At 44.7% G+C, this 19,439-nt stretch carries 19 protein-coding genes; 2 read left to right on the top strand and 17 right to left on the bottom strand.

Annotated elements, in window-relative coordinates; translation table 11 throughout:
• Positions 1 to 135: 135 nt before the first annotated feature.
• The 7 genes from ABIE27_RS13105 to ABIE27_RS13075 all read right to left on the bottom strand — a co-directional run bounded on the left by ABIE27_RS13105 (position 136) and on the right by ABIE27_RS13075 (position 8,187).
• Positions 136 to 2,268: a serine hydrolase domain-containing protein gene (locus ABIE27_RS13105; protein ID WP_429350665.1), complete on the bottom strand. Its 2,133-nt coding sequence runs from the start codon at positions 2,266 to 2,268 to the stop codon at positions 136 to 138.
• A gap of 37 nt (positions 2,269 to 2,305) precedes the next feature.
• A complete protein-coding gene (locus tag ABIE27_RS13100) occupies positions 2,306 to 3,760 on the bottom strand; it encodes an alpha/beta hydrolase family protein (protein WP_429350664.1) in 1,455 nt (484 codons plus the stop codon).
• Between the two features lie 245 nt (positions 3,761 to 4,005).
• Positions 4,006 to 5,376, bottom strand: a complete 1,371-nt coding sequence (locus tag ABIE27_RS13095) for a sensor histidine kinase (RefSeq protein ID WP_123063582.1) — start codon at positions 5,374 to 5,376, stop codon at positions 4,006 to 4,008.
• Positions 5,369 to 6,046 carry a response regulator transcription factor gene (locus ABIE27_RS13090; RefSeq protein WP_429350663.1) on the bottom strand — a complete coding sequence of 226 codons (678 nt, stop codon included), beginning with the start codon at positions 6,044 to 6,046 and terminating at the stop codon, positions 5,369 to 5,371. The genes ABIE27_RS13095 and ABIE27_RS13090 overlap by 8 nt, the downstream gene beginning before the upstream one ends.
• A 97-nt stretch (positions 6,047 to 6,143) precedes the next feature.
• Complete coding sequence (locus ABIE27_RS13085) at positions 6,144 to 6,686, bottom strand: GNAT family N-acetyltransferase (RefSeq protein WP_123063584.1); 543 nt, start codon at positions 6,684 to 6,686, stop codon at positions 6,144 to 6,146.
• A 46-nt stretch (positions 6,687 to 6,732) separates the two neighbouring features.
• Positions 6,733 to 7,029 carry a hypothetical protein gene (locus tag ABIE27_RS13080; RefSeq protein ID WP_123063585.1) on the bottom strand — a complete coding sequence of 99 codons (297 nt, stop codon included), beginning with the start codon at positions 7,027 to 7,029 and terminating at the stop codon, positions 6,733 to 6,735.
• Positions 7,030 to 7,053: 24 nt separating this feature from the next.
• Positions 7,054 to 8,187: an NAD(P)/FAD-dependent oxidoreductase gene (locus tag ABIE27_RS13075; protein WP_123063586.1), complete on the bottom strand. Its 1,134-nt coding sequence runs from the start codon at positions 8,185 to 8,187 to the stop codon at positions 7,054 to 7,056.
• Positions 8,188 to 8,429: 242 nt separating this feature from the next.
• Between ABIE27_RS13075 and ABIE27_RS13070 the strand changes: the two genes are divergently transcribed.
• Positions 8,430 to 9,230 (top strand): helix-turn-helix domain-containing protein, encoded by an 801-nt coding sequence (locus ABIE27_RS13070; protein ID WP_429350662.1) that lies wholly within the window; start codon positions 8,430 to 8,432, stop codon positions 9,228 to 9,230.
• A 42-nt stretch (positions 9,231 to 9,272) separates the two neighbouring features.
• Here ABIE27_RS13070 and ABIE27_RS13065 read toward each other — a convergent pair whose 3' ends face one another.
• From ABIE27_RS13065 to ABIE27_RS13035, 7 genes are all read right to left on the bottom strand, one after another.
• Positions 9,273 to 9,464, bottom strand: a complete 192-nt coding sequence (locus ABIE27_RS13065) for an HAD-IA family hydrolase (protein ID WP_429350820.1) — start codon at positions 9,462 to 9,464, stop codon at positions 9,273 to 9,275.
• On the bottom strand, positions 9,451 to 10,044 hold the full coding sequence (locus ABIE27_RS13060; RefSeq protein WP_192895071.1) for a DUF1349 domain-containing protein: 594 nt from the start codon (positions 10,042 to 10,044) through the stop codon (positions 9,451 to 9,453). Before ABIE27_RS13060 ends, ABIE27_RS13065 begins: the two co-directional genes overlap by 14 nt.
• A 78-nt stretch (positions 10,045 to 10,122) precedes the next feature.
• Positions 10,123 to 11,367: an MFS transporter gene (locus ABIE27_RS13055; RefSeq protein ID WP_123063589.1), complete on the bottom strand. Its 1,245-nt coding sequence runs from the start codon at positions 11,365 to 11,367 to the stop codon at positions 10,123 to 10,125.
• Positions 11,368 to 11,400: 33 nt separating this feature from the next.
• Positions 11,401 to 12,432 carry a zinc-dependent alcohol dehydrogenase gene (locus ABIE27_RS13050; RefSeq protein WP_429350661.1) on the bottom strand — a complete coding sequence of 344 codons (1,032 nt, stop codon included), beginning with the start codon at positions 12,430 to 12,432 and terminating at the stop codon, positions 11,401 to 11,403.
• A gap of 45 nt (positions 12,433 to 12,477) precedes the next feature.
• Complete coding sequence (locus ABIE27_RS13045) at positions 12,478 to 13,764, bottom strand: aminotransferase class III-fold pyridoxal phosphate-dependent enzyme (RefSeq protein WP_123063591.1); 1,287 nt, start codon at positions 13,762 to 13,764, stop codon at positions 12,478 to 12,480.
• A 54-nt stretch (positions 13,765 to 13,818) separates the two neighbouring features.
• Positions 13,819 to 14,973 (bottom strand): glycosyltransferase family 2 protein, encoded by a 1,155-nt coding sequence (locus ABIE27_RS13040; protein WP_429350660.1) that lies wholly within the window; start codon positions 14,971 to 14,973, stop codon positions 13,819 to 13,821.
• 317 nt (positions 14,974 to 15,290) lie between these two features.
• The gene (locus tag ABIE27_RS13035; RefSeq protein WP_123063797.1) at positions 15,291 to 16,193 is read right to left on the bottom strand and encodes a LysR family transcriptional regulator; all 903 of its coding nucleotides are present in this window, start codon (positions 16,191 to 16,193) and stop codon (positions 15,291 to 15,293) included.
• Between the two features lie 125 nt (positions 16,194 to 16,318).
• Between ABIE27_RS13035 and dapA the strand changes: the two genes are divergently transcribed.
• The gene (dapA, locus tag ABIE27_RS13030; protein ID WP_123063593.1) at positions 16,319 to 17,188 is read left to right on the top strand and encodes a 4-hydroxy-tetrahydrodipicolinate synthase; all 870 of its coding nucleotides are present in this window, start codon (positions 16,319 to 16,321) and stop codon (positions 17,186 to 17,188) included.
• 224 nt (positions 17,189 to 17,412) lie between these two features.
• Here the strand turns inward: dapA and ABIE27_RS13025 are convergent, their stop codons facing one another.
• The 3 genes from ABIE27_RS13025 to ABIE27_RS13015 all read right to left on the bottom strand — a co-directional run bounded on the left by ABIE27_RS13025 (position 17,413) and on the right by ABIE27_RS13015 (position 19,401).
• A complete protein-coding gene (locus ABIE27_RS13025) occupies positions 17,413 to 17,979 on the bottom strand; it encodes a TetR/AcrR family transcriptional regulator (RefSeq protein WP_123063594.1) in 567 nt (188 codons plus the stop codon).
• A 121-nt stretch (positions 17,980 to 18,100) separates the two neighbouring features.
• The gene (locus ABIE27_RS13020; RefSeq protein ID WP_123063595.1) at positions 18,101 to 18,706 is read right to left on the bottom strand and encodes a pentapeptide repeat-containing protein; all 606 of its coding nucleotides are present in this window, start codon (positions 18,704 to 18,706) and stop codon (positions 18,101 to 18,103) included.
• An 86-nt stretch (positions 18,707 to 18,792) separates the two neighbouring features.
• Complete coding sequence (locus ABIE27_RS13015; RefSeq protein ID WP_429350659.1) at positions 18,793 to 19,401, bottom strand: GNAT family N-acetyltransferase; 609 nt, start codon at positions 19,399 to 19,401, stop codon at positions 18,793 to 18,795.
• Between the last annotated feature and the right edge of the window lie 38 nt (positions 19,402 to 19,439).

Here is a 19,439-nt window from a genome sequence, read left to right as displayed (position 1 = left end):
TGTAAACCTATTCTCGTTGATCTATAGCTAAAAAGCCTTCTCCATATCATAGAGAAGACTTTTTGCATGTTCATTCTGCAAATACGTGCGAATACGATCAAACGAGAAATATGATTGAATGATGAACTTTACTTTCTATTTTTTTAATGAAACTTCAAATCGAGAACCTGCCTCACCCGCAAACGCAATACGCCCGTTTTCGGGTAGGACAACCTCGTTATTGCCACTAATTACCGTGTGATTTATACAAACACCCGCCTGGTCAAATACTGCAACAGCCCCTTTTGCAGGCATCTTCACGGTCATGATCTTACCTTTGGCTGCTGCGGGTACCGAGAACCATCGGGCATTAGCATTCGGCTGAATCGTTATCTTGGATTGCTTGCCTGCATAAAGTGCTTGAACAATCTCTTCACTTGCATATTCATAGCCTGTAAAATGAACATACTCTATACCATTTTTCCTGGAAAAGTAGATATCCCTCGCATCCCTGCCAGCCATGCCGGGAATCTGGAGTTGGTTCACTGCATGGTCGGCTCCAACCATTTTGTGGTTGATCATATAACCGGGAACGCCATTCACTGTATCCAATGGAATGATGGATGAAGCATGAAGATATGCCGTGGAGCTATATTTTTCATTCATCAAATAATACCTCTGCCCATCACGCTGATCCCATGCCGCCTGAATATCCTTAGGCAATTCATTGTTCTCCAGCTTTTGTGCCGTATATTCCGAGAAAGCAAGTTGTCCTAACCCAGGTACAGACAGATAGGATCGAGACCACAAGTAGACATGACCGTTTGACTCTTCAACAAACTTCAATTTTTCTGTGCCTTCCTTATTTACAAATGTTCCATCCGACGTATAGATGTATTGATCCGAAGGACTATTCGGAACCATTTGGGGAGTAATCAACAGTTCTCCAGCAGTGTTCACATCCACTTTCAATACGGTATTATTTCCTCCATAAAATCCTGCATACGCAGACATCTCTTTCGACATATCCGCCTTTACAGGTAAGCCAAACGATTTCTCAGGCTTGCGTTCTTGAATGATATCTTTGGCTTCGAGTGCGCTAAGTAACAGTTCGCTCGCTATCAATTGATCAATTGCACTCGATCCTCCTGAAGAAGTAACGGCTGCAGCCATATTATGCTCTGGAAGTACGACCAGGGATGAATGATACGATATGGTATCCCCACCTTTCGTGACCGCCTTAATACCGTAGTCACTGAATGGGAACAAGTCCACACTATCCCACCCTAATCCGTAAGAAATGGAAGAATCACTCTCTTCTGGCCACATGCCTCGTTGGTACTCCTTTTGTTCCATGGCTTTTACCGACTTCTCGGAAAGAATACCTTCAACCTCACCTGTGAAGATTTGTGAAAATTTCACAAGATCCTTAGCGGTGGAATACATGCCTCCGGTAGCGATGATATTATAATTCTCTTGAGGGAGCTGCACCTTAGACAAAGGAGAATAAATAGCCGCCATTTCTGCCGTGTTAACCACATCCTGCGGTGTTTTGGTGTGCTCCATGTTCAGAGGTTCTGTAAAATATTTGTGTATATATGCCGTAAAGCTCAACCCACTGACTCTCTCAACCAGATGTTCAGCTAATGTAAATGCATCGTTAGAATATACTGAATACGAACCTGGTTCTGCCTTTAGATTCTGCGTTGCGAGTTGATCCAAGAAAGTATCATGTGAGAGCGTAACATTATCCCCGTACAATGTTGCATTGTGACTTGAAGTGCCTAGAAGACCCGCCGAATGATTCAACAGCATACGTGGTGTAATCTGTTTATACCGCTGATCTTTCATCTTAAATTCTGGAATATAACTCGTCACTGGTTGATCCAGATTTACCTTGCCTTCATCAACAAGCTTCATCACAGATGCTGTAAGAAACATTTTACTAGTCGACCCTATGCCATAAACGGTATTGGATGAGAGTGGAACTTCCCCTTTTGAGTCATTTTTACCTGTCTGCCCGGAAACAACAATCTCTCCTTGATCCATAAGTGCATATTGCACACTGGTTACCCCGTATGTTTCAGTAAGTAGGCTAGCCTTCTCCATCACTGTTTTCTTGGTGGTTCCATACATCAGGTCATTGCTTTTAGTGACAGATGGTGCAGCCATAACAGTCCATGGTGTTAACATGATTATCACCAGACTCAAGGCAGCAATTGAAGTCCGTCTCTTGACTATTGTTTTGATCATGCCCTTGTTGATGTTCTTTATATCTTGGGTTATCATTCACATCTCCTCCTGATCTGTCATCAGACAGCCTTCGTTACAGTTCCCTCGGTTCTATGAATTTCACCTCAGGATATCTGTCGTTTGGTCCTTGGATCAGGTTTCCACCTGTTCCTTTCAAATGTTTATTGAAAAAATCAAGTACATACTGGTTTACAATCAATGATCCTCTGCTACCATTGATATCTCCCGTGATGCCTGTCAGTTTAATCAACGGAGAATAAAATTGCAGATCCGCAAAATTGAAATGCTGAGTTCCTTCTATATAAATCACATTTCCTTGATGATGGATTACATTTTTCATAATTTGAAGCTCATCCGAAAGCTGTTTAATCACTTCGTTATCTGGATCTGTATTGTTTTTAAACTCTTCCAACCATGCCTTGAAAACCCCTGATCTGATGAACATAAACGGCTTATTAATAACGTCTCGATTCTCCACTTCATACAGTGACCCATCCATATTAATTCCGGCCTTAATTCTGTTATCTAAATAAGTGGTATTAAACGCTGTAGCCCCCCCAAACGAATGACCCATTGCGCCCATATGATTTAAATCTATCTTTCCTTGGAATTGACTCTCGATTGCGCCTGAATTCAGCTTTTCTATCTGATCAATTACAAACTCCACGTCTTGTGTCCATATTTTCCCGATCTTTCTACGCTCGTCAACGGTTTTCATCTTGGTTCTATAATCCGTTACACTTCCATCTGGAAAAATAGTAGCAAAGGTACTATACGTATGATCGATGGTTACCACGATATAACCATGACTTGCTAGATTCTCGGCCTGTGATGCATGTAAAAACCTGCTGGTTCCCATGCCATGGGATAACAGTACCACCGGATAAGGACTTGTTGAAGGTAATATTTCCACATTTTCATAGGAGTTGGTTTTACTATACTTCCAGTAATCAAACACAAAATCAGGCAGGTTTAAAGAATTAGAGTATGTTTGAATGTACTTCTTGAACATCTCTTTATCTTTAGGGAAAAGAAATTCACTCTTGTTGTTATCTCTATTTTCAGTAGGATACCAAATCTGAACCATGAGCTCCCTCTTGCCACTCTGTTCCTCCGTTAGGACTTCATCTCTACTTGAATCCGTAAAGTGAAAGGTTTGAGTCCCCACTTTCTCTGCTCCATCAGGTTTAGGCAGATGAAAGACAGGCAAGTACACCATCAAGCAGACAGATAACGCTAATAAAATAACAATGAAAGAGGCTATACTGTATCTGAGCGGTTTCCCTATTTTAATTGCCATCCTCTTTTTAGCATGCTTAAAGAGAATGATGAGTATGAACAGACCCGTTAAGCCATATATCAAAAGCATCTGCCACCTGTATCCCTCCACTGCCAACTGAACCACAAACAAAATACTGCTTCCAATGCCAAGAGCCATATCTGTTTTCTTTGCATTTCTTGTAACAAACAATAAATCGATTAACAAAACGAAACAAGATAACGTTAAAAGTAATTCAAATAACCTCATTCAGAATCCCCACTTTTCTCAATAGATCTCACTTCATCGAGTGTTTGATCTGTGTATTATTCGGTCTCCTAGAAAATAATACTTACTAATCGTGTACTGCTCATGACATCCATATGAACAGAACATGAACAAACTAAAAAAAGCTACGTCACATACAAGGAATCTTGTACATGAACGTAGCAAAGATAGATTTGGAGCATTGAATGATCTTATGAGGAATCAACAACCATACAAAAAGAAGTTGACTATCCTGCCGTCGGTGGACTAATTGGCAAGGTTACTATAAATGTTGTTCCTTGACCCATTTTACTCTCCACCGTGATATCCCCTTTATGTAATGAAATAATTTGTTTCACGATCGCAAGCCCCATCCCGCTGCCATCATATTTCCGACTGTGGGAACGATCAGCCTTGAAGAAGCGCTCAAATATACGTTTTTGATCCTCAAGAGGAATACCAATTCCCTGATCTGATATCTGCACCGTTACATTTCGCACATCTCGTTCCATCCTGACGTGAATTACGCCGTTATTCTCTGAAAACTTAATCGCATTACTCAGAATGTTCGTCCATACCTGATTCAATTGATCGTGATCTGCGATAACTTGAACCTTCTGCAAGTCCAGCTCAAAGCGAATATTCCGATCAGACCATTGAGGCTGCAATGCAACGATAACCCGTCTGATCTGTTCATCCTGATCACGCGTGGCGAGTTGCAGCTGATGGGATTGTGATTCCAGCATACTGAGCTTAAGCAAGCTATCACTCATTTTAGACATGCGTTTCGCCTCTGAGATGATAATGTCGAGATAGCGTCCTCGTTCCTGATCCGGTAACTCTACATTCTTCAAAGCTTGGGCATACCCTGATATGGAAGTAAGCGGTGATTGTACCTCGTGTGAGACGTTGGCTACAAACTCTCTTCTCATCTGCTCCAGCTGCTTTAGATCCTTCATCATATCTTCGAAACTACGAGCGAGTGTGCCCAGTTCACTAGATTGCTTAATATTCAGCTTTACATTGAAGTCACCCGCTGCAATACGTTTGGTTGCCTGGGTTAATGTTTTGATTGGTCTGACCAAAAACATGGAAGCAATCAGAATGATCAGACTTCCGGCGGCCAGAGATGAGGTAGCAAAGATCGTCCCCCATTGGATCACTGCAGCAGCAGCGGGGGGTGACAGAGTCTCCAGAAACATGGCTCGAGTCCCGTTAACAGTCCGGACTGGCAATCCCAGTAGAACTGTACCAAGACCATTCGGTGTCGCCTCCACTACGGCTCCTTCAAGTACCTTCTGAACCTGCTCCTTCGTCACTGAAATCGGTTTATGATCTATAGTCTTCCCGAACGTATGAACCTGCCCAGACGGCTCAATCATTCGAATATAGTATAAATCGAGTTGCTTCATCTTGTTGACAAATGTGTCCGCCTCGGATAGCGGCAGCGTTTTGTATATCTCTACAACATCCTGACCAAAGTTACGTATGTTAATATGTGCATTCTCATTGAGCTGATCTTCAAAAATCCAGGTGGATAAGAGAAAAGCAATCACAGTCCCGGCAATCACAGAGACCAGAAAAGTCACAACCACGCGGATATACAAAGACTTAATCATGCTTGACCTCAAGCCGATACCCCAGACCACGAACGGTTTCAATCTGAAAATCTGAAGTCGTCACAAAACGTTCGCGCAAACGTTTGATATGTACATCAACCGTCCGATCATCCCCAGTGTAATCCAGCCCCCAGATCTGATCGATCAATTGCTCCCGCGTATAGACTTGTCCCGGCGTTCCGGCCAGCTTGTACAACAATTCAAATTCCTTGAGTGGCAAAGTTAACGACTCTGTTCCCAGAATAACTTTGTAACTCTGACGGTCCAGTGTGACGTCCCCAAACTGTATCATGTGCGTGGAGCCGATCTTGTAACGTTTCAGCAGAGCTTTCACACGTACAGTTAACTCCAACGGATCAAATGGTTTCGTTAAATAATCATCCGTTCCCAGTTCGAAACCTTTCACCTTTTCCCATGTCTCACCTCTAGCTGTCAACATAAGTAAGGGGAGATCTGCGTTCATTTGTCTCAATTCTCTGCACAAGGTCCAGCCGTCCATAATCGGCATCATGATATCCAGTACCACCAGATCAATGGAGCGTTCCTTGTATAGCGTGAGCGCCTGATGGCCGTCCACAGCCTCTACGGTATCAAATCCGTCATTTCGTAAAAACAAACAGACAAGCTCACGAATATTCGCGTCATCGTCTGCAACTAATATGGTAGCCATATGCTTCTCCTTCGGCAACATTATACTACTTGTTATCCATCTTATATCGCCAGTTCGTTAATTTAGTGAGTTCGCAATTTCATTCGATGCTTTTTGCTTATTCCACATCCGTCAGGGATATCGTGAACATCGTGTGTTTTTTCAACACTCCCTGAATAGGTACATCGTGTGTGCCATTTTCCCGGAAGCCAGCTTTCAAAAGCACACGAATGGAGCCTGCATTGTCAGGAACAGCCCCCGCCTCAACTTGCGTAATGTTCATCTCATGTTTGGCATATTGAAGCACACGTTTCAATGCTTCGCTCATATACCCTTTACCGTGGTGTTGCCGATCTGTTGCATAACCAATTACCCATTTTGCTGCACCATTCAGTTCGATTCGAAATAATGAGATTTCTCCCACCAGTTCATCTGTATCTTTAAGAAAAATGCCAAAAGAATGCCGTTTTCCTTCTTTTCTAAGCTCAAGCCATTTCTCAATCAGACGGATCTGTCCATCCAGAGTATAAAATGCTTCATCTCGACGACCAGCCGAAGTCCTCTCTATTTCCTCTCTATTGCCCAACTGAAACTCCTGAAGCAGTGTAGCATCTTCTAACGTCCAAGCTCTGATATAAATTCGTTGCGCCTCATATTTCATCTCAAGTTACTCCTTAGAAGTTCAGTTCAAGTCATCTGAAAACAACCTAATCCACTAGTTCATCCAATGTGTTCTCCAGCTCTTCAAGCCGAGTTGACAGCATATTCACATGCATTTGCACGTCAGCAATCTTTTTCTGTAAAACCTTTGTCTGTTCGTTCTCTGCGTCTGCTTCTGTCTCCCGGGTTTCAAAATTAATCTGAGTTTGAGTCCATTCTTGTTCATACCGCTTCAGTTTTTCAACAGCTGCAACCTGTTCTTCTTTTATTTGATCGATCTGCTGTTCCAGATACAATACTTCGGACAGGCTTGCTCCGCCTGATAAACGTTGTGAATACGTCATATACGCACCTCTTCATGCAGCTTTTTATTCAACCTTCATCTCCATCGCTTTACTCACATCGTACGCTTCTATGTTGATATCGGTTTCTGCATCCAATGCCAATTTGGCAAGCTGACTACCAATGTAAGGCCCCATGGTTAGACCGGAAGCCCCCAATCCATTGGCTGTAATCAGACCTGACCATCCCGGGACATGTCCCATAACGGGCAAAAATCCTGGGGTGAACGGGCGAAAACCTACACGAACCTCATCAAGTGTACTGTCTGCAAGCTCAGGTGCCAGCTCTAAGCCCTTGTTCAACACTTCTTGCATGCCTCCGGCAGTAGTTCGTGTATCGTAACCGTCGACATCATTTTCATGTGTGGCGCCAATGACTATTTTCTGTGCTGCAAACGCAAGTAAATACTGATCTGTAGGCGGCATGATGACAGGCCACTCTTCTGTATTTTGCTGATTAGAAGTACGCAAATGCACAATCTGACCCTTCTGATAATGGACGTTAAAATGAATCCCCAGTGGCTTCATCAACTCATTCGCCCACGCACCAGCACACACAACCACCCGATCCGCAATGTAACGCTCTGATTGCACCTGTGCGCCAGTTACTTTCTCGCCCTCATAGAGAAGTAGGGCCTCTCCCTCAATCAGACGAGCGCCATGCCGCTGTGCAGAGCGGATCAACGCATCACGCAGCGCCCGTCCATCCACACGCGCAGCACCGCTGATGTGCACGGATGAATAACCTTCTCCAAGTAAAGGAAAACGTGCAAGCGTGTCTTTTTCATCGAGACATGTGATTGTGCCAATTTCAGGTGCATCTTCCCTACGCAACTTGGCCCTCTCCGCCATTTTGTTAATCTTATTCTGATCGGTATGTATGCTGAGTGCACCTGTCTGCGCATACCCAGTATCGGTTTCCCCAGCACGTTTTAATTCGGTTATAAGCTCAGGGTAATAACGTGCACCTGCCTTGGCTAGCTGATACCAATCCTGATTCCGACGCTGAGACAACCAAGGACAGATAATACCCGCAGCCGCATCAGTGGCCTGCCCTGCATCTTTCCGATCGATAAGCAGAACTTCTGCTCCTGATTTTGCTAGATGATAAGCTGTTGATGCTCCTAATATTCCCGCTCCGACTACGATGATTTTTTTCATGCGAGTATTCCTTTCCTTCTTCCATTCATCTATATAGCGTACCCTTTTTGATATTCTGTTGGCAAGCTGAGTCACCCGGATACCGTTATCAAAAAAATATAATGTAAAATGTTAACACATTTAAAATAATTCCATTTATGTAATATAATTCTTTTTAGGTTTCTTTCATGCTCTAATCATGCTACCTGTGCACAAGACCTTTTAACGAAAAGAGGAATTATTCAACGATGCCGAAACCTAACATGGGAAACCTGCTGGTGCCCGATATGCCTCTCATGATTACTGGGCAAAACCGGTTGACCGTTAATGAATTAATGGATTGGAGCGACCATTCACGGGATTACACCATTGTACAGTGCATCGGCGGAACAGGGAGAATCGCAGCCAAAGATCTTGAGTTTTCTGTTCGGAAAGGAACAGCGCTTATCTTGTTTCCTGAAGTACCCTACCGTTATAACAATTCAAGTAACACATTACAGTTTGATTGTTTGTCGTTTAATGGCTACATTTTGCCGCGTTTCCTGCACTCCTTGCAGATCGGGGAACTGCGCACCTTCAAACCGGATGGCATACTTGGCCTCCTGTTACGTGAGATCACACTGGCGCTACAGTCCCGTCACAAGGATTATATCTGGCACGGTTCTACACTGCTCTATACTCTTTTGGTTCGTTTAACCATTGAGAGTGAACGCTACAGCAAGGTTGAGCGCTCTGAGGCTCGCCTGCGTCTGACAGAGCTTGTTGCTTTTATTAAAGAAAACTATCGACAGGATCTCTCCCTCTCCCTACTCGCGGAACAGATGAATGTGACCGAGCAACATCTGAACCGCATTTTTAAAAAAGAGTTCCATATGACTCCACTCGATTACTTGGTTCGCTATCGCTTGCTTAAGGCCAAGGAGATGCTTGTACAGCAAGAGGATATCACCGCACATGAGATCGCAAAAGCCGTCGGTTTTAACAGTGCCAGTTATTTCGGTTCCGTGTTCAAAAAATATGAAGGCATCTCACCCATCGAGCTCCGCAAGAAGTTTCACAGATAAAAGAGGTATGCGGTATGAGATACGAGATTAGAGATGCAGGAATTATATCTTCATCTCGGCCAGCGAGGATAACCGCCGTTCATGCATGGTGAATTCCAAACCGCGTGTTACCTCGTTTGGCACGATATAACAACGGATACCTGCGGCATTTGCTGCCTTTAGTCCATTGGGTGAATCTTCAAAAACAATCGCTTCATCTGCCTCCGCGCCAAGTTTCTGATCAGAAGCGTGCAGTCAAATCCGGCTGGGTCATGCTTACGGATAAAAAGTGGCAAGTGCAACCCGTGCCAGTCGGTGACTGAGCAACAACTCCAGCTCGAAGCTCTCCATCCATCGGCATGCCAAAGTATCGAATTAACTTCCATTCTTCCCCATCGGGAGAATAAAAGAAGGACAGACATCCCTCCACTTTTCGTATACGCAGGTAAGGATCTGACACAGGGACCTCTGTCGAGTTGCAATCATCGGATGATCCATCACGCGTAACGACAGATACGATCGTTGCGGCTTTACCATCATATTCAAAACACAGTTTGCACCAGTTACGTTCGTCGACCATCACCATCAAACAACCGGAATCATATTGATGCTTCATCTCTACCGTCAGCTGTGCAGTCATTTCGAAATCACCAGCCACGGGCATCGACAAGAACGGTGCGGTCGCTCGAATATGCTTGCCTGCCGGGTCTTGGAAAAAATCCGAGTCGGCTTGCGCCTCTATGATGAGTCCGCCTTGATCCGTATATGACCAGCTGTTCGGCTCATTGATCCAGCTCAGTTTCTCCCTTGCTTCCGTTGTCATTACATTCATCATTCAAACCTCCCAAGGATTGTGCTGTTAACTGTATTTTACCGTTTTATATATTCGGCAACATACAGAAAAGCCCTTCTTCTACATATTTTCGTAAGATTCAATCACTTGGGGGCGTTGCTGTGGATCATGTAAAAACAACATGATAATCATTAACAAAATATACAGTGCAAGAATAACGCCGAATAGAAGAACCGGATGATAATGATACAGCAACCCGGTCAGATACCCGGAAGGTATTGCTGTTAAGGTCATAACCGTCTGTACAGCCGAGAACATATCCGCCTTCTCATGTGTGCCCAGTCGGTTCATCAGTAATGAATCACGGTACGTTTGCAGAATGAAGTTCCCTGCAGCAAGTACAATAAGAGTAAGAAACAGCATCGCTATATTACCAGCTGGGATCAGAAGAAATAACACAGCACCCGCGGTACTGAGCACAATGGAGAAGCTAACATACTTCTCTTCCGATCTCTGCTTCAAGCGCGGAAGAATAACCAGATATAACAGCATGACGGTTACCGCTGTCACAACCGGGATAAATGAGATCACTCGATCGCCAAAGCTTAGCTGTTCCTTAAAATAGATGACCTGAAAGAAGTTCAACTGTAGAACCAGATTGGACAATACCGTAATTAAAATGATCGGAAATAACCTGCGCTTGTAGAACGACCGTCCAAACAGACGAAGACTGTTGACAAGGCTGCGAAATACATGCGTTTTGCTGTGTATGCCCATCAGTTCCTTGCCAACTTCAGTCTCTTCCGTGTAACGATTACGAATAAAAAACATCGCTGTCATCAGCAGCCCGCCCACAAAATAAATGCTTGCTAGCGTAGGCACGATACCAAAGTCCGCAATCACAGCTCCTGCAATCGGTGTAAGCACTCCCGCACCGGTAATAATCATGTTCAACATGGCGAATACCTTGGAGCGTTTGTGTTCTTCCACGTCTTCTATAATCAGACAATTGAAAGACACCGTGACAAACTTTGATGTCGCATTGAGCAGATAAGCCACGAGGAACAGCCAGAAATTTTGTGAAAATGCCCAGATCAACATCGGTACACTCCAGGCGAGTAAATCAAAGATTAGTGTCGTTCGTTTACGCCCCAGCTTGTTGGTCACTGACCCTGCGAATAGTTGAAAAATGAAGGCAAAATACAGATTCACCGAATTAATCATGCCAATCTCAATGTCAGACAAACCGGCCTCTTTCATATACAAAGGAGCATAAAACAAAACAATCGTTCCCGGAATGGCCCACACCGGCTCGAGTAAAATGGAATACCGCGGATTTCTCGGCAAATCCCGAAGCAGCTTCACTCCATATCCCTTCTTTCTCTCTGCTCTACATCATTATAGAATCAATGCGGTTTTCACCGAATTCATCGGCAGCTTCTCCCCGCTTCGGAGGTCATAACCGATGGTGCCATTGAAAGCCTGTTCATAATCCGTCAAATATTTTTTGGCGGTTACCATCTGCTCCAGCTCAGGAAGGCTTTGTGCGAATTTCAACGCCGTGCTGATCATGGAGTGTACAGCTACCGCACCAATAATACTGAGTCCATCGTTAATGACATGGGTTGATTTAAAAGTCACTTCGTAACTGTCGTCATACCCCATCGGAATAATCCGGCCGCCTTTAGCAATCATCTCTAATCCGACATGAAGCTGATTCCCTACAGCATCGACAACAATATCAAACTTTTTGTTATTGTTGATCTCGTATACTTTGTCCCGTGTTAGATCCTGTGGATAGTAGACATAATCAGCGATCCCTTCTGCGAATTGTTTGCGATAAGGATCAATCTCAGTACCCACCGTAAGTCTTGCCAGTCGTTTGCTCACCAGCTGGCACAGTGAACCAATGGCGCCTGACCCCAGCACGAGTACAGAGTCACTTGGCTTCACGCCTGCTTTCATGAATGTTTGCAACACACAACCCAAAGGTTCAATCATCATTGCCGTTTCCCAGCTCATAGAATCGGGGATCGAATAGATATATTTTTCATCTCCGACATAGTATTCGGCAAACGTTCCGTGTGTGGTCATGCCCACCTGGTAATCATCGAAATTTTCGCAGTAGACGAACAAGCCTTCACGACAATACGAGCAGTGACCGCAAGATTGAGTCGGGTCCACAAGAACCCGATCTCCTACGCGAATGCCTCTTACTTCATCCCCCACCTCGACCACAGTCCCTACTCCCTCGTGACCGATAACGGTTCCTTTGTTTGCCGGGACTTTACCTTTAACAATGTTCAGATCTGTTCCACAGATCCCCGATCCATAGATTTTCACTTTGACCTGATTCGGTCTTTCAATACTAGGCTCTTCAATCTCTTGCAGCTCCACCTGTTTCAAATCTTGATATACGAGTGCTTTCATGCGAACTCCTCCTGGTCATATAATGAATTTTTCGTGTTATTTTCCTTACAGATTGGCATATTTCAGATGTTCAAGCTTCTGCATTTCTTTCCAGTCCGACAAGATCTGAAGCAGTGCATCCTCCACCCAAATCAATTCCTCCCGCGTATGCGTATCCGAGAAAATAAAGTAACCTTTAGTGAAAATGCCGTAATGAGCCATTTTCTTCACCATAAATTCCCGGAACGGGTCCGTCTGAAAATTCTGCTCATCCAGGGATTGAATATAAAAGCTAGCATAGGTTCCCTTTAAGGCTAATTGTTCCGTGAGACCAAGCAGCACCAGTTCGGATTCCAGTCGTTTCATGATCCGCGTAGCGGGTTCACGCCAAGTGGGCCAGACTTTGGCATTTTTAATTAGCCTTTCGCAAGCAATAGCCGCCGCAAGTGCTGTCGTCTCGCTGGAATGCGCATTGCTAAATCGCACCTGTCCTGCAAGGGACATGAGGTGCTCTGGCCCCAATACCGCCGCAAGCGGAAGTCCATTGGCCATGCCCTTGGAGATGCAGAGCAAGTCCGGCCAAATATTATACTCTCCTGCAGTCGCCTGTTTGCCCATTCGTATTCCCGAAGTAACCTCGTCGAAGATAATAATGATGTCCAAGGAGCGGCATAAATCCACTACCTTCTTTAGTTCTTCCTTATTCCACTCGTTGGGGCACAAGACTATACAGGCAATGTCCTCCATAGATGAAGTCTGTTCCCGAATGTTAGTATAGGAAGGCTTGTCCACCCAAATCGTGGAACGCTCTATATCTACCGGAATCCCTCGTTCTTTGGTCTGACTGCCGTAATAACCGTATGCAGACCAGTCATGCCACCCGTGGTAAGCTGTTGCAATGACCTTGCTTTTACCACTTCCGGCACGGGCCAGCCGCACCGCTCCACTTACCGCATCTGCACCGCTCTTGGTGAAGCGCAGAGACGGATAACGTGCCTCAAATCGCTCCAGTATTAACTCTGCACACTCCAGTTCAATATCCGCTGGGAGTGAAAATCCTGTCCCTTTTTTCAACTGATGGATGACTGTAAGCTGAATTTCTCGTCTTGCGTGCCCCCAAGGAACCGTGCCCATGGCCATCTCACAATCCAGCCATTCATTACCGTCAATATCCGTGAATCGGGAATGATATGCTTCCGCACAGCAGACCGGAGTATGTCCCGGAAATAAGCGCTCTGGAGCTTTGGCCAGTGTACTGCACCCACTCGGAATCACCTTTTTGACCTTCTCTAGCCATTCCAGATTTTGTGTAAATCTTGTGGCACGATCCAGCGTGCTTTTTTCATCGCTCACTTTGAAGTACCTCCCTATGGCTTAATAGTGTGTATGACAACCTGAATCCTTAAGTTATCGCACTTTCGTGCCCGGCCAACATCCATCATAGATACGATCCATCGTGATCACGTTACCGTAGAGGTCGATAATTAGATCCTTGGCTCTGTGGGCATGTCTCATTTCGATCCAATAGCGGTTCTCCAACAATCGGGTGAAGTTGTCCACCAGAAACAGCAACCGATTTTCGCTATGAATTAACTCCTTGCCTAATACTTGGGGTAGCCAAATGGCTCCATTCGAGTTAAAGCGGTTGGAGTAGTCTCGCACGTCGGCAAGGGGAGCGATACCTGCCTCGTCAAGCTTGCTCCAGAACGTATCCGCGTCACTGCGTACCTCGGCAAGATCGATACCAACCATTGGCAGATGCTCGTATTCGCGTTGATGATGCAATTGCTCCTTTAGATGACTGAATACGAAGGGCCATACATCGGCTTCGATCTGATTTCCCCACTTTTTCCAAAATCGTGCCAGATTGTTCTTGCGGTTAAAATTGCGGTGAATGCCGCTGCTGCGTTCCCAGTGATAGGCTTGAATGTTAGGATTAATAACCGTGTCATAACCCGCTTCTCTGGCTCGCATCTGATAATCAAAATCTTCGTATCCGTTGAAAAACTTTTCATCCAGGCCGCCAATCGTCTCATATACTTCCCGTTTCATACCAAACATCGCAAACACAACAAGCTGCACGGAGAACGTCTCCTTCGGGATATCATCTGGGGATGCGTTCAGAAAAAGATGTCGTCCATACGAGTCCGCAAAGGCGATACCACAATGCTGCACACCGCCAGTCTGCGGATACAACAGTACGCCTCCGATCATACCGATCGTAATATCCGTGTCGAGTGTCTCCTTCATCATCGTTTGCCAATGAGGCTGTAATATCGTGTCGGAGTCCAGGAAAAAGATGTATTCTCCCTTAGCAATATTCAGGGCGCTGTTAATGGATACGGCGCAGCCAAGTGGAAAGTCATGCTGAAGAATGTCAATGGTCACACCTTCTCTGACTTCTTGTTTGAGTTTGTCCAAGTGCTGAAAGACAGCCGATCCCGAACCGTCGTTGATAAAAATAATTTGCGTTGAGGCAACAACCGTTCGAAGCAGCGAGTCTGTAAACAGATTCAAAATGTTATAGTCCTGATTGACCGGTACAATAATGGTGTAAAGCATATAATTCCTCCTCATGAAGTTAATATTGATGGAACCCGTTGGCCAAGATTATGAACATGTGCCTGATATAACTACTTGTTCTCTGTCGTCCTCCTCCACCCAAACTTTGTCTTAATTCGGTAATTATTTGGATCTAGTAGAAATTTATATCATTTTTTGAAAGTTTTAAATCTTAAATTCTGAACACTATTAATATTTGAATCTCTTTAAAAATCAAAAAAAACTCTCGATGGGCCCTCGCATCCAATGCGACAAACCGATCAAGAGTTTTTAGAAGTTGCTCTTCATTTATGAGATAAGCCTCTACTTGCTTAACTTTATGCCTTTGCAGGCAACCAATCGGATTCTTTGGCACCCAGATTCGTAATGAATTGCTGCAGTGCATGTGATATCCATTTGCGGGCATGAATTACTAACTGAATTTCCAATGTAAAATCAGTATGAACCAGAGGTAGTACCGTAAGCTTCTGTCTTTGGATCTCATCCATGGCAATCATACGAGGTAAAAGCGAGATGCCCGGACCAGCCATAATACTTCGTTTAATGGCCTCAGGACTTCCCAGCTCCAGTCCCACTTTGTAGGGAATAGCGTTGGTTCTAAGTACTTTCTCCAGCAGCTGCCTGTAATTGCACGAATCCTCCGGCATGATCCATTCTTCGTCCGCCAGATCACTCAATGTAACCTCGGATTTAGCTGTAAGTGGATGGTCTGAATTCACGATGAGCACCAGCGGTTCCTCGCGGATCGTAATCCATTGCAATCCTGATTCCGGTGAAGCATTAGCCAGAATAAGACCGACGTCTGCCTCCCCTTCTCTGACTTTTTGTAGAATCAGATCTTCCCGATCGGTCTGCAGCCGAATGCCGAGCTCGGGATATTGTTTACGTGTCGTTTGAATGGGCACCGGAAGATAATAAGATGCAAGCGAGTCCATCGTAGCAATGGTAAGTGATCCGCCGCCCTGTTTGGTCAGCTTCTCCTGAGAATGTTCAAATATCTCCAGAAGCTGTCCAGACAACTTAAATAGCTCTTCTCCAGCCGAAGTAAGCCGGATTTTATTGTTATTAAATCGCTCGAATAGTTTGACCTGATAAATTTTCTCCAGCTTTTGAATCTGGGTTGTCACACTTGACTGGGCGTAGCCAAGCTCTTCGGCCGCTTTGGTAAAGCTTTGCCTCAATGCCACCTCACGAAAGGTTTGAAAATAATTCAAATCCATCATTTATTCCCTCACATCATCGAAATTATTGATAACACCTATCATCTATTATAGCTAACTATGATACGTTTTCCCATGGTAAAGTGAATGAAACGGAATTCCAACATACATTTGGGGGTTATACGATGTTAACCGAACAACAGATTCAAGGTATTTATATACCTGTAATCACACCTTTCACCAAAGAACGCGAACTTGATCTTCCTTCGTTTCAAAACTACATCAAAGTTATGGTAAACAGTGGCATTCATGGCTTGGTGATTAATGGTACGACTGGAGAGTCACCTACCGTGACATGGGATGAAGTGGAACAGCTTGTGAAGGCCGCGAAGGAAACACTGAGCAGCATCAACTCCTCCGTACCCATTATGGTTGGAACCGGAACGAATGATACCGCTTCAACGGTGGCGAGAACCAAGAAAGCTGCCGCACTCGGAGCCGATGCTGTTCTTGTCGTTACGCCATACTATAACAGACCAACGGAAGAGGGCATTTACGAGCACTTCCGCATGGCTGCCAGCGTGGGCATCCCCGTGATGGTGTACGAAATCCCAGCCCGTACAGGGGTTAGAGTTTCTATAGATATGATGAAAAAAATTATGAATATCGATGGAGTTATCGGTCTTAAGGATAGCACAAATAACCTCGACCTCATGACCGAGCTGGTACGTTGCGGCTCGAAGCCCATTTTGTGTGGAGATGATACCTTCTTCTTTGATATGTTAACGAGAGGTGCAGCCGGCGGCATGATGGCATCGGCCAGTATTAATCCAGAGCGGTTTCTGGAAGTGTATAACCGTTTTGTGGCTGGTGAAAAAGAAGATGCCTACCGTCTCTATACGCAGTTGCTTCCGTTCATTAAAAATCTCTTCGAAGAGCCTGCGCCTGCCATGCTGAAACATCTGCTTGCACAGCAAGGCATTATCGCTTCTGCACAGCTGCGTCTGCCTCTCATGCCAGCATCTGAGCAGTTAAAAGCAAAGATTGCACTGTAAATTAAACACGTAGAACATAGTTAAGCGCAATGGATCGGTGCATTCCACCGGTGTTAAAAATAAATGTTGCTACTTATTAAGTAGGTGTGTCTGCATTTGTGCTGCTCTATGTGGAAATAAAACAAGCCGCAGAATAATCTGCGGCTTGTTTTGTGCCTTTTATTTACTCAAACTACGCAACAACGTATTCCAGGTTTTGTCGAAGTTCATTCCGATTGATCCGCTCATTTCGCAACAAACCCGTGATAGAACGTGTCCACGACGAGCGCAGGTGCAGCATTTCTGGCGATATTGCCACGGATCACTTGCTGCCACGTCAAGAAGAGGATCGAATACAGAACCTCTACAATCCACGTTTTGTCCACATCCGAACGAAAAAACCCTTTCTCTTGAAGGACACCAATGGCATGAAGCACCGGTTGTCTCAGTTTCTGATCGGCCCCTTCGATCTCGGCATTATAGTTGACGGTTGCATCGTGAGCCAGAAAATAAATTTTATCCCCGAGTGGAATTAGCGCCTCAATCAGCTCTGGGAAATACTTTTCAGCCTGCTCCTCGTCCAGCTTGACGTGCTGTAACGTCTCGTTAACAACATCAATTGCACGCATCGCCAAGTGAATCATCAGTTGCTCACGGCTCTCCACATATCGATGTAATGTGGCAATTCCGATGTTTGCAGCTTCAGCAATGTCATTCATCGACGCATTGGGCTTCTCTATAAGTAATTTTGTGGCTTCATCCAGAATGGCAAGCATTCGATTTTGCTTAAATGTTAACTTCTCATTTTTCATCACAAACGGCACCTCGGAACGAATAGACTATTACTTTTTATTTTGGTCATAGGTACATGACTTTGGTTCTTTTTCTGAATTAATCAAAAGTGATGATGGAAATTTGCAATTAGAGGTCAAGCTAATCCACTTTCGCACCATAGGAACGCGCAATGAGAACGGCCTGTTCGCGGTCCATGCGCACCCCTTTCAGATCTAGAGATTTCAGATCAATGCCATCCAAAATGGCCCCCCGCAAATCCGCACCCTGTAGCTTCACCTTACTCATGGATACTCTCGTGAGGTCACAATCACGCAAATCCGCTTTGCTTAAATCGGATTCAGCTAGATCCGCTTCAAAAAAACGAATACCCCGCAAATCCTGTTTTCCAAGTCGCGTATGTCTCAGATTGGTATAAGACCAATCTCCTTTGACAAGTGTAATGCCGTCCATCTGGGCACCGGAAAAATCCGATCCCGTCATCTTGCAAGCTGTAAATTTGGAAGCAAACAGGTTGGCACCCCCAAACAGGCAATTCTCAAACGCAGACTCCGTATGTATGGAACCATTCATGGATGCCCCTTTGAAATCACACTCAATGAAACGGCAATGACTTGTTTCAACTTCTTCCATGGAGGCATTCATGAACGTGCAATGTTTGAACACACAGCTAACTAGCTCGCCGTAACGCAAATCTCGTCCCTCAAAGTGAACGCCCTCATATTCCTGATCCTTATATTGATACATGGATTACACCTCATTTGGTATCGTGTTAACGTCGTAGTCATATTAAATAACAACTCATTCTACTATACCATATGAGATCACTTCATTCAGATAAGTGCTTTTGACATTCGATACATGGATACAGCAGGTTTGTTGATGACGCCCACTATGTTGTACCCCAGACGTTCATAAAGCTTGATCGCGCCTGCATTCTCCTGTTTGACGGTTAAGGATGACTTTGCGAAACCTTGCAAAACTCCCTGTTTCTCCGCATGCCGGATCAGTTCTGTTCCGATCCCAAGCCCTCTGCTTTCGGGTAAAGCGGCTATAGTGCCGATGTGAAATTCATCCTTCTCTCCTTCTTTTAGCGTGACCATCGTATAAAACTCTTTCCAGTTACGCAGATTGTATCCGATCAGCTTCCATTTGTGTATATCAAACAGCTGTGAGAACGTCGGCCATGCCAGCTTATTCATCAGTGTCGTTGGATAACAGATCAACATGCCTAGTGTTTTCCCCTCCCGAACCGCTTCATAAGCGTACTCGTGACTAAACCGATTATTTCGAGCCTTCCACAACTTTTGGAAGGTATTATCTATAACTGCTGGCTCTCGGGAACCCGCCAGCGAATACTTCATGTAATCAAGCGCCATTTCCGTTAGTTTTCCTCCGACGGCGGTTTGCGGGTTTGCTTTTTGAATAGATATTTGGCTCATGGTGATCACTCCTCATGTGTTGTTATGGTCGCTTGTTC

The sequence above is a fragment of the Paenibacillus sp. 4624 genome, from assembly GCF_050435065.1.
Lineage (GTDB): Bacteria > Bacillota > Bacilli > Paenibacillales > Paenibacillaceae > Paenibacillus > Paenibacillus amylolyticus_D.
This window is presented reverse-complemented; position numbering and strand designations above follow the sequence as displayed.

What these genes read in the sequence shown, in the direction of transcription:
- ABIE27_RS13105 (WP_429350665.1), bottom strand. Translation starts at nt 2,268, where the DNA reads ATGATAACCCAAGATATAAAGAACATCAACAAGGGCATGATCAAAACA.
- ABIE27_RS13100 (WP_429350664.1), bottom strand. Translation starts at nt 3,760, where the DNA reads ATGAGGTTATTTGAATTACTTTTAACGTTATCTTGTTTCGTTTTGTTA.
- ABIE27_RS13095 (WP_123063582.1), bottom strand. Translation starts at nt 5,376, where the DNA reads ATGATTAAGTCTTTGTATATCCGCGTGGTTGTGACTTTTCTGGTCTCT.
- ABIE27_RS13090 (WP_429350663.1), bottom strand. Translation starts at nt 6,046, where the DNA reads ATGGCTACCATATTAGTTGCAGACGATGACGCGAATATTCGTGAGCTT.
- ABIE27_RS13085 (WP_123063584.1), bottom strand. Translation starts at nt 6,686, where the DNA reads ATGAAATATGAGGCGCAACGAATTTATATCAGAGCTTGGACGTTAGAA.
- ABIE27_RS13080 (WP_123063585.1), bottom strand. Translation starts at nt 7,029, where the DNA reads ATGACGTATTCACAACGTTTATCAGGCGGAGCAAGCCTGTCCGAAGTA.
- ABIE27_RS13075 (WP_123063586.1), bottom strand. Translation starts at nt 8,187, where the DNA reads ATGAAAAAAATCATCGTAGTCGGAGCGGGAATATTAGGAGCATCAACA.
- ABIE27_RS13070 (WP_429350662.1), top strand. Translation starts at nt 8,430, where the DNA reads ATGGGAAACCTGCTGGTGCCCGATATGCCTCTCATGATTACTGGGCAA.
- ABIE27_RS13060 (WP_192895071.1), bottom strand. Translation starts at nt 10,044, where the DNA reads ATGATGAATGTAATGACAACGGAAGCAAGGGAGAAACTGAGCTGGATC.
- ABIE27_RS13050 (WP_429350661.1), bottom strand. Translation starts at nt 12,432, where the DNA reads ATGAAAGCACTCGTATATCAAGATTTGAAACAGGTGGAGCTGCAAGAG.
- ABIE27_RS13040 (WP_429350660.1), bottom strand. Translation starts at nt 14,973, where the DNA reads ATGCTTTACACCATTATTGTACCGGTCAATCAGGACTATAACATTTTG.
- ABIE27_RS13035 (WP_123063797.1), bottom strand. Translation starts at nt 16,193, where the DNA reads ATGGATTTGAATTATTTTCAAACCTTTCGTGAGGTGGCATTGAGGCAA.
- dapA (WP_123063593.1), top strand. Translation starts at nt 16,319, where the DNA reads ATGTTAACCGAACAACAGATTCAAGGTATTTATATACCTGTAATCACA.
- ABIE27_RS13025 (WP_123063594.1), bottom strand. Translation starts at nt 17,979, where the DNA reads ATGAAAAATGAGAAGTTAACATTTAAGCAAAATCGAATGCTTGCCATT.
- ABIE27_RS13020 (WP_123063595.1), bottom strand. Translation starts at nt 18,706, where the DNA reads ATGTATCAATATAAGGATCAGGAATATGAGGGCGTTCACTTTGAGGGA.
- ABIE27_RS13015 (WP_429350659.1), bottom strand. Translation starts at nt 19,401, where the DNA reads ATGAGCCAAATATCTATTCAAAAAGCAAACCCGCAAACCGCCGTCGGA.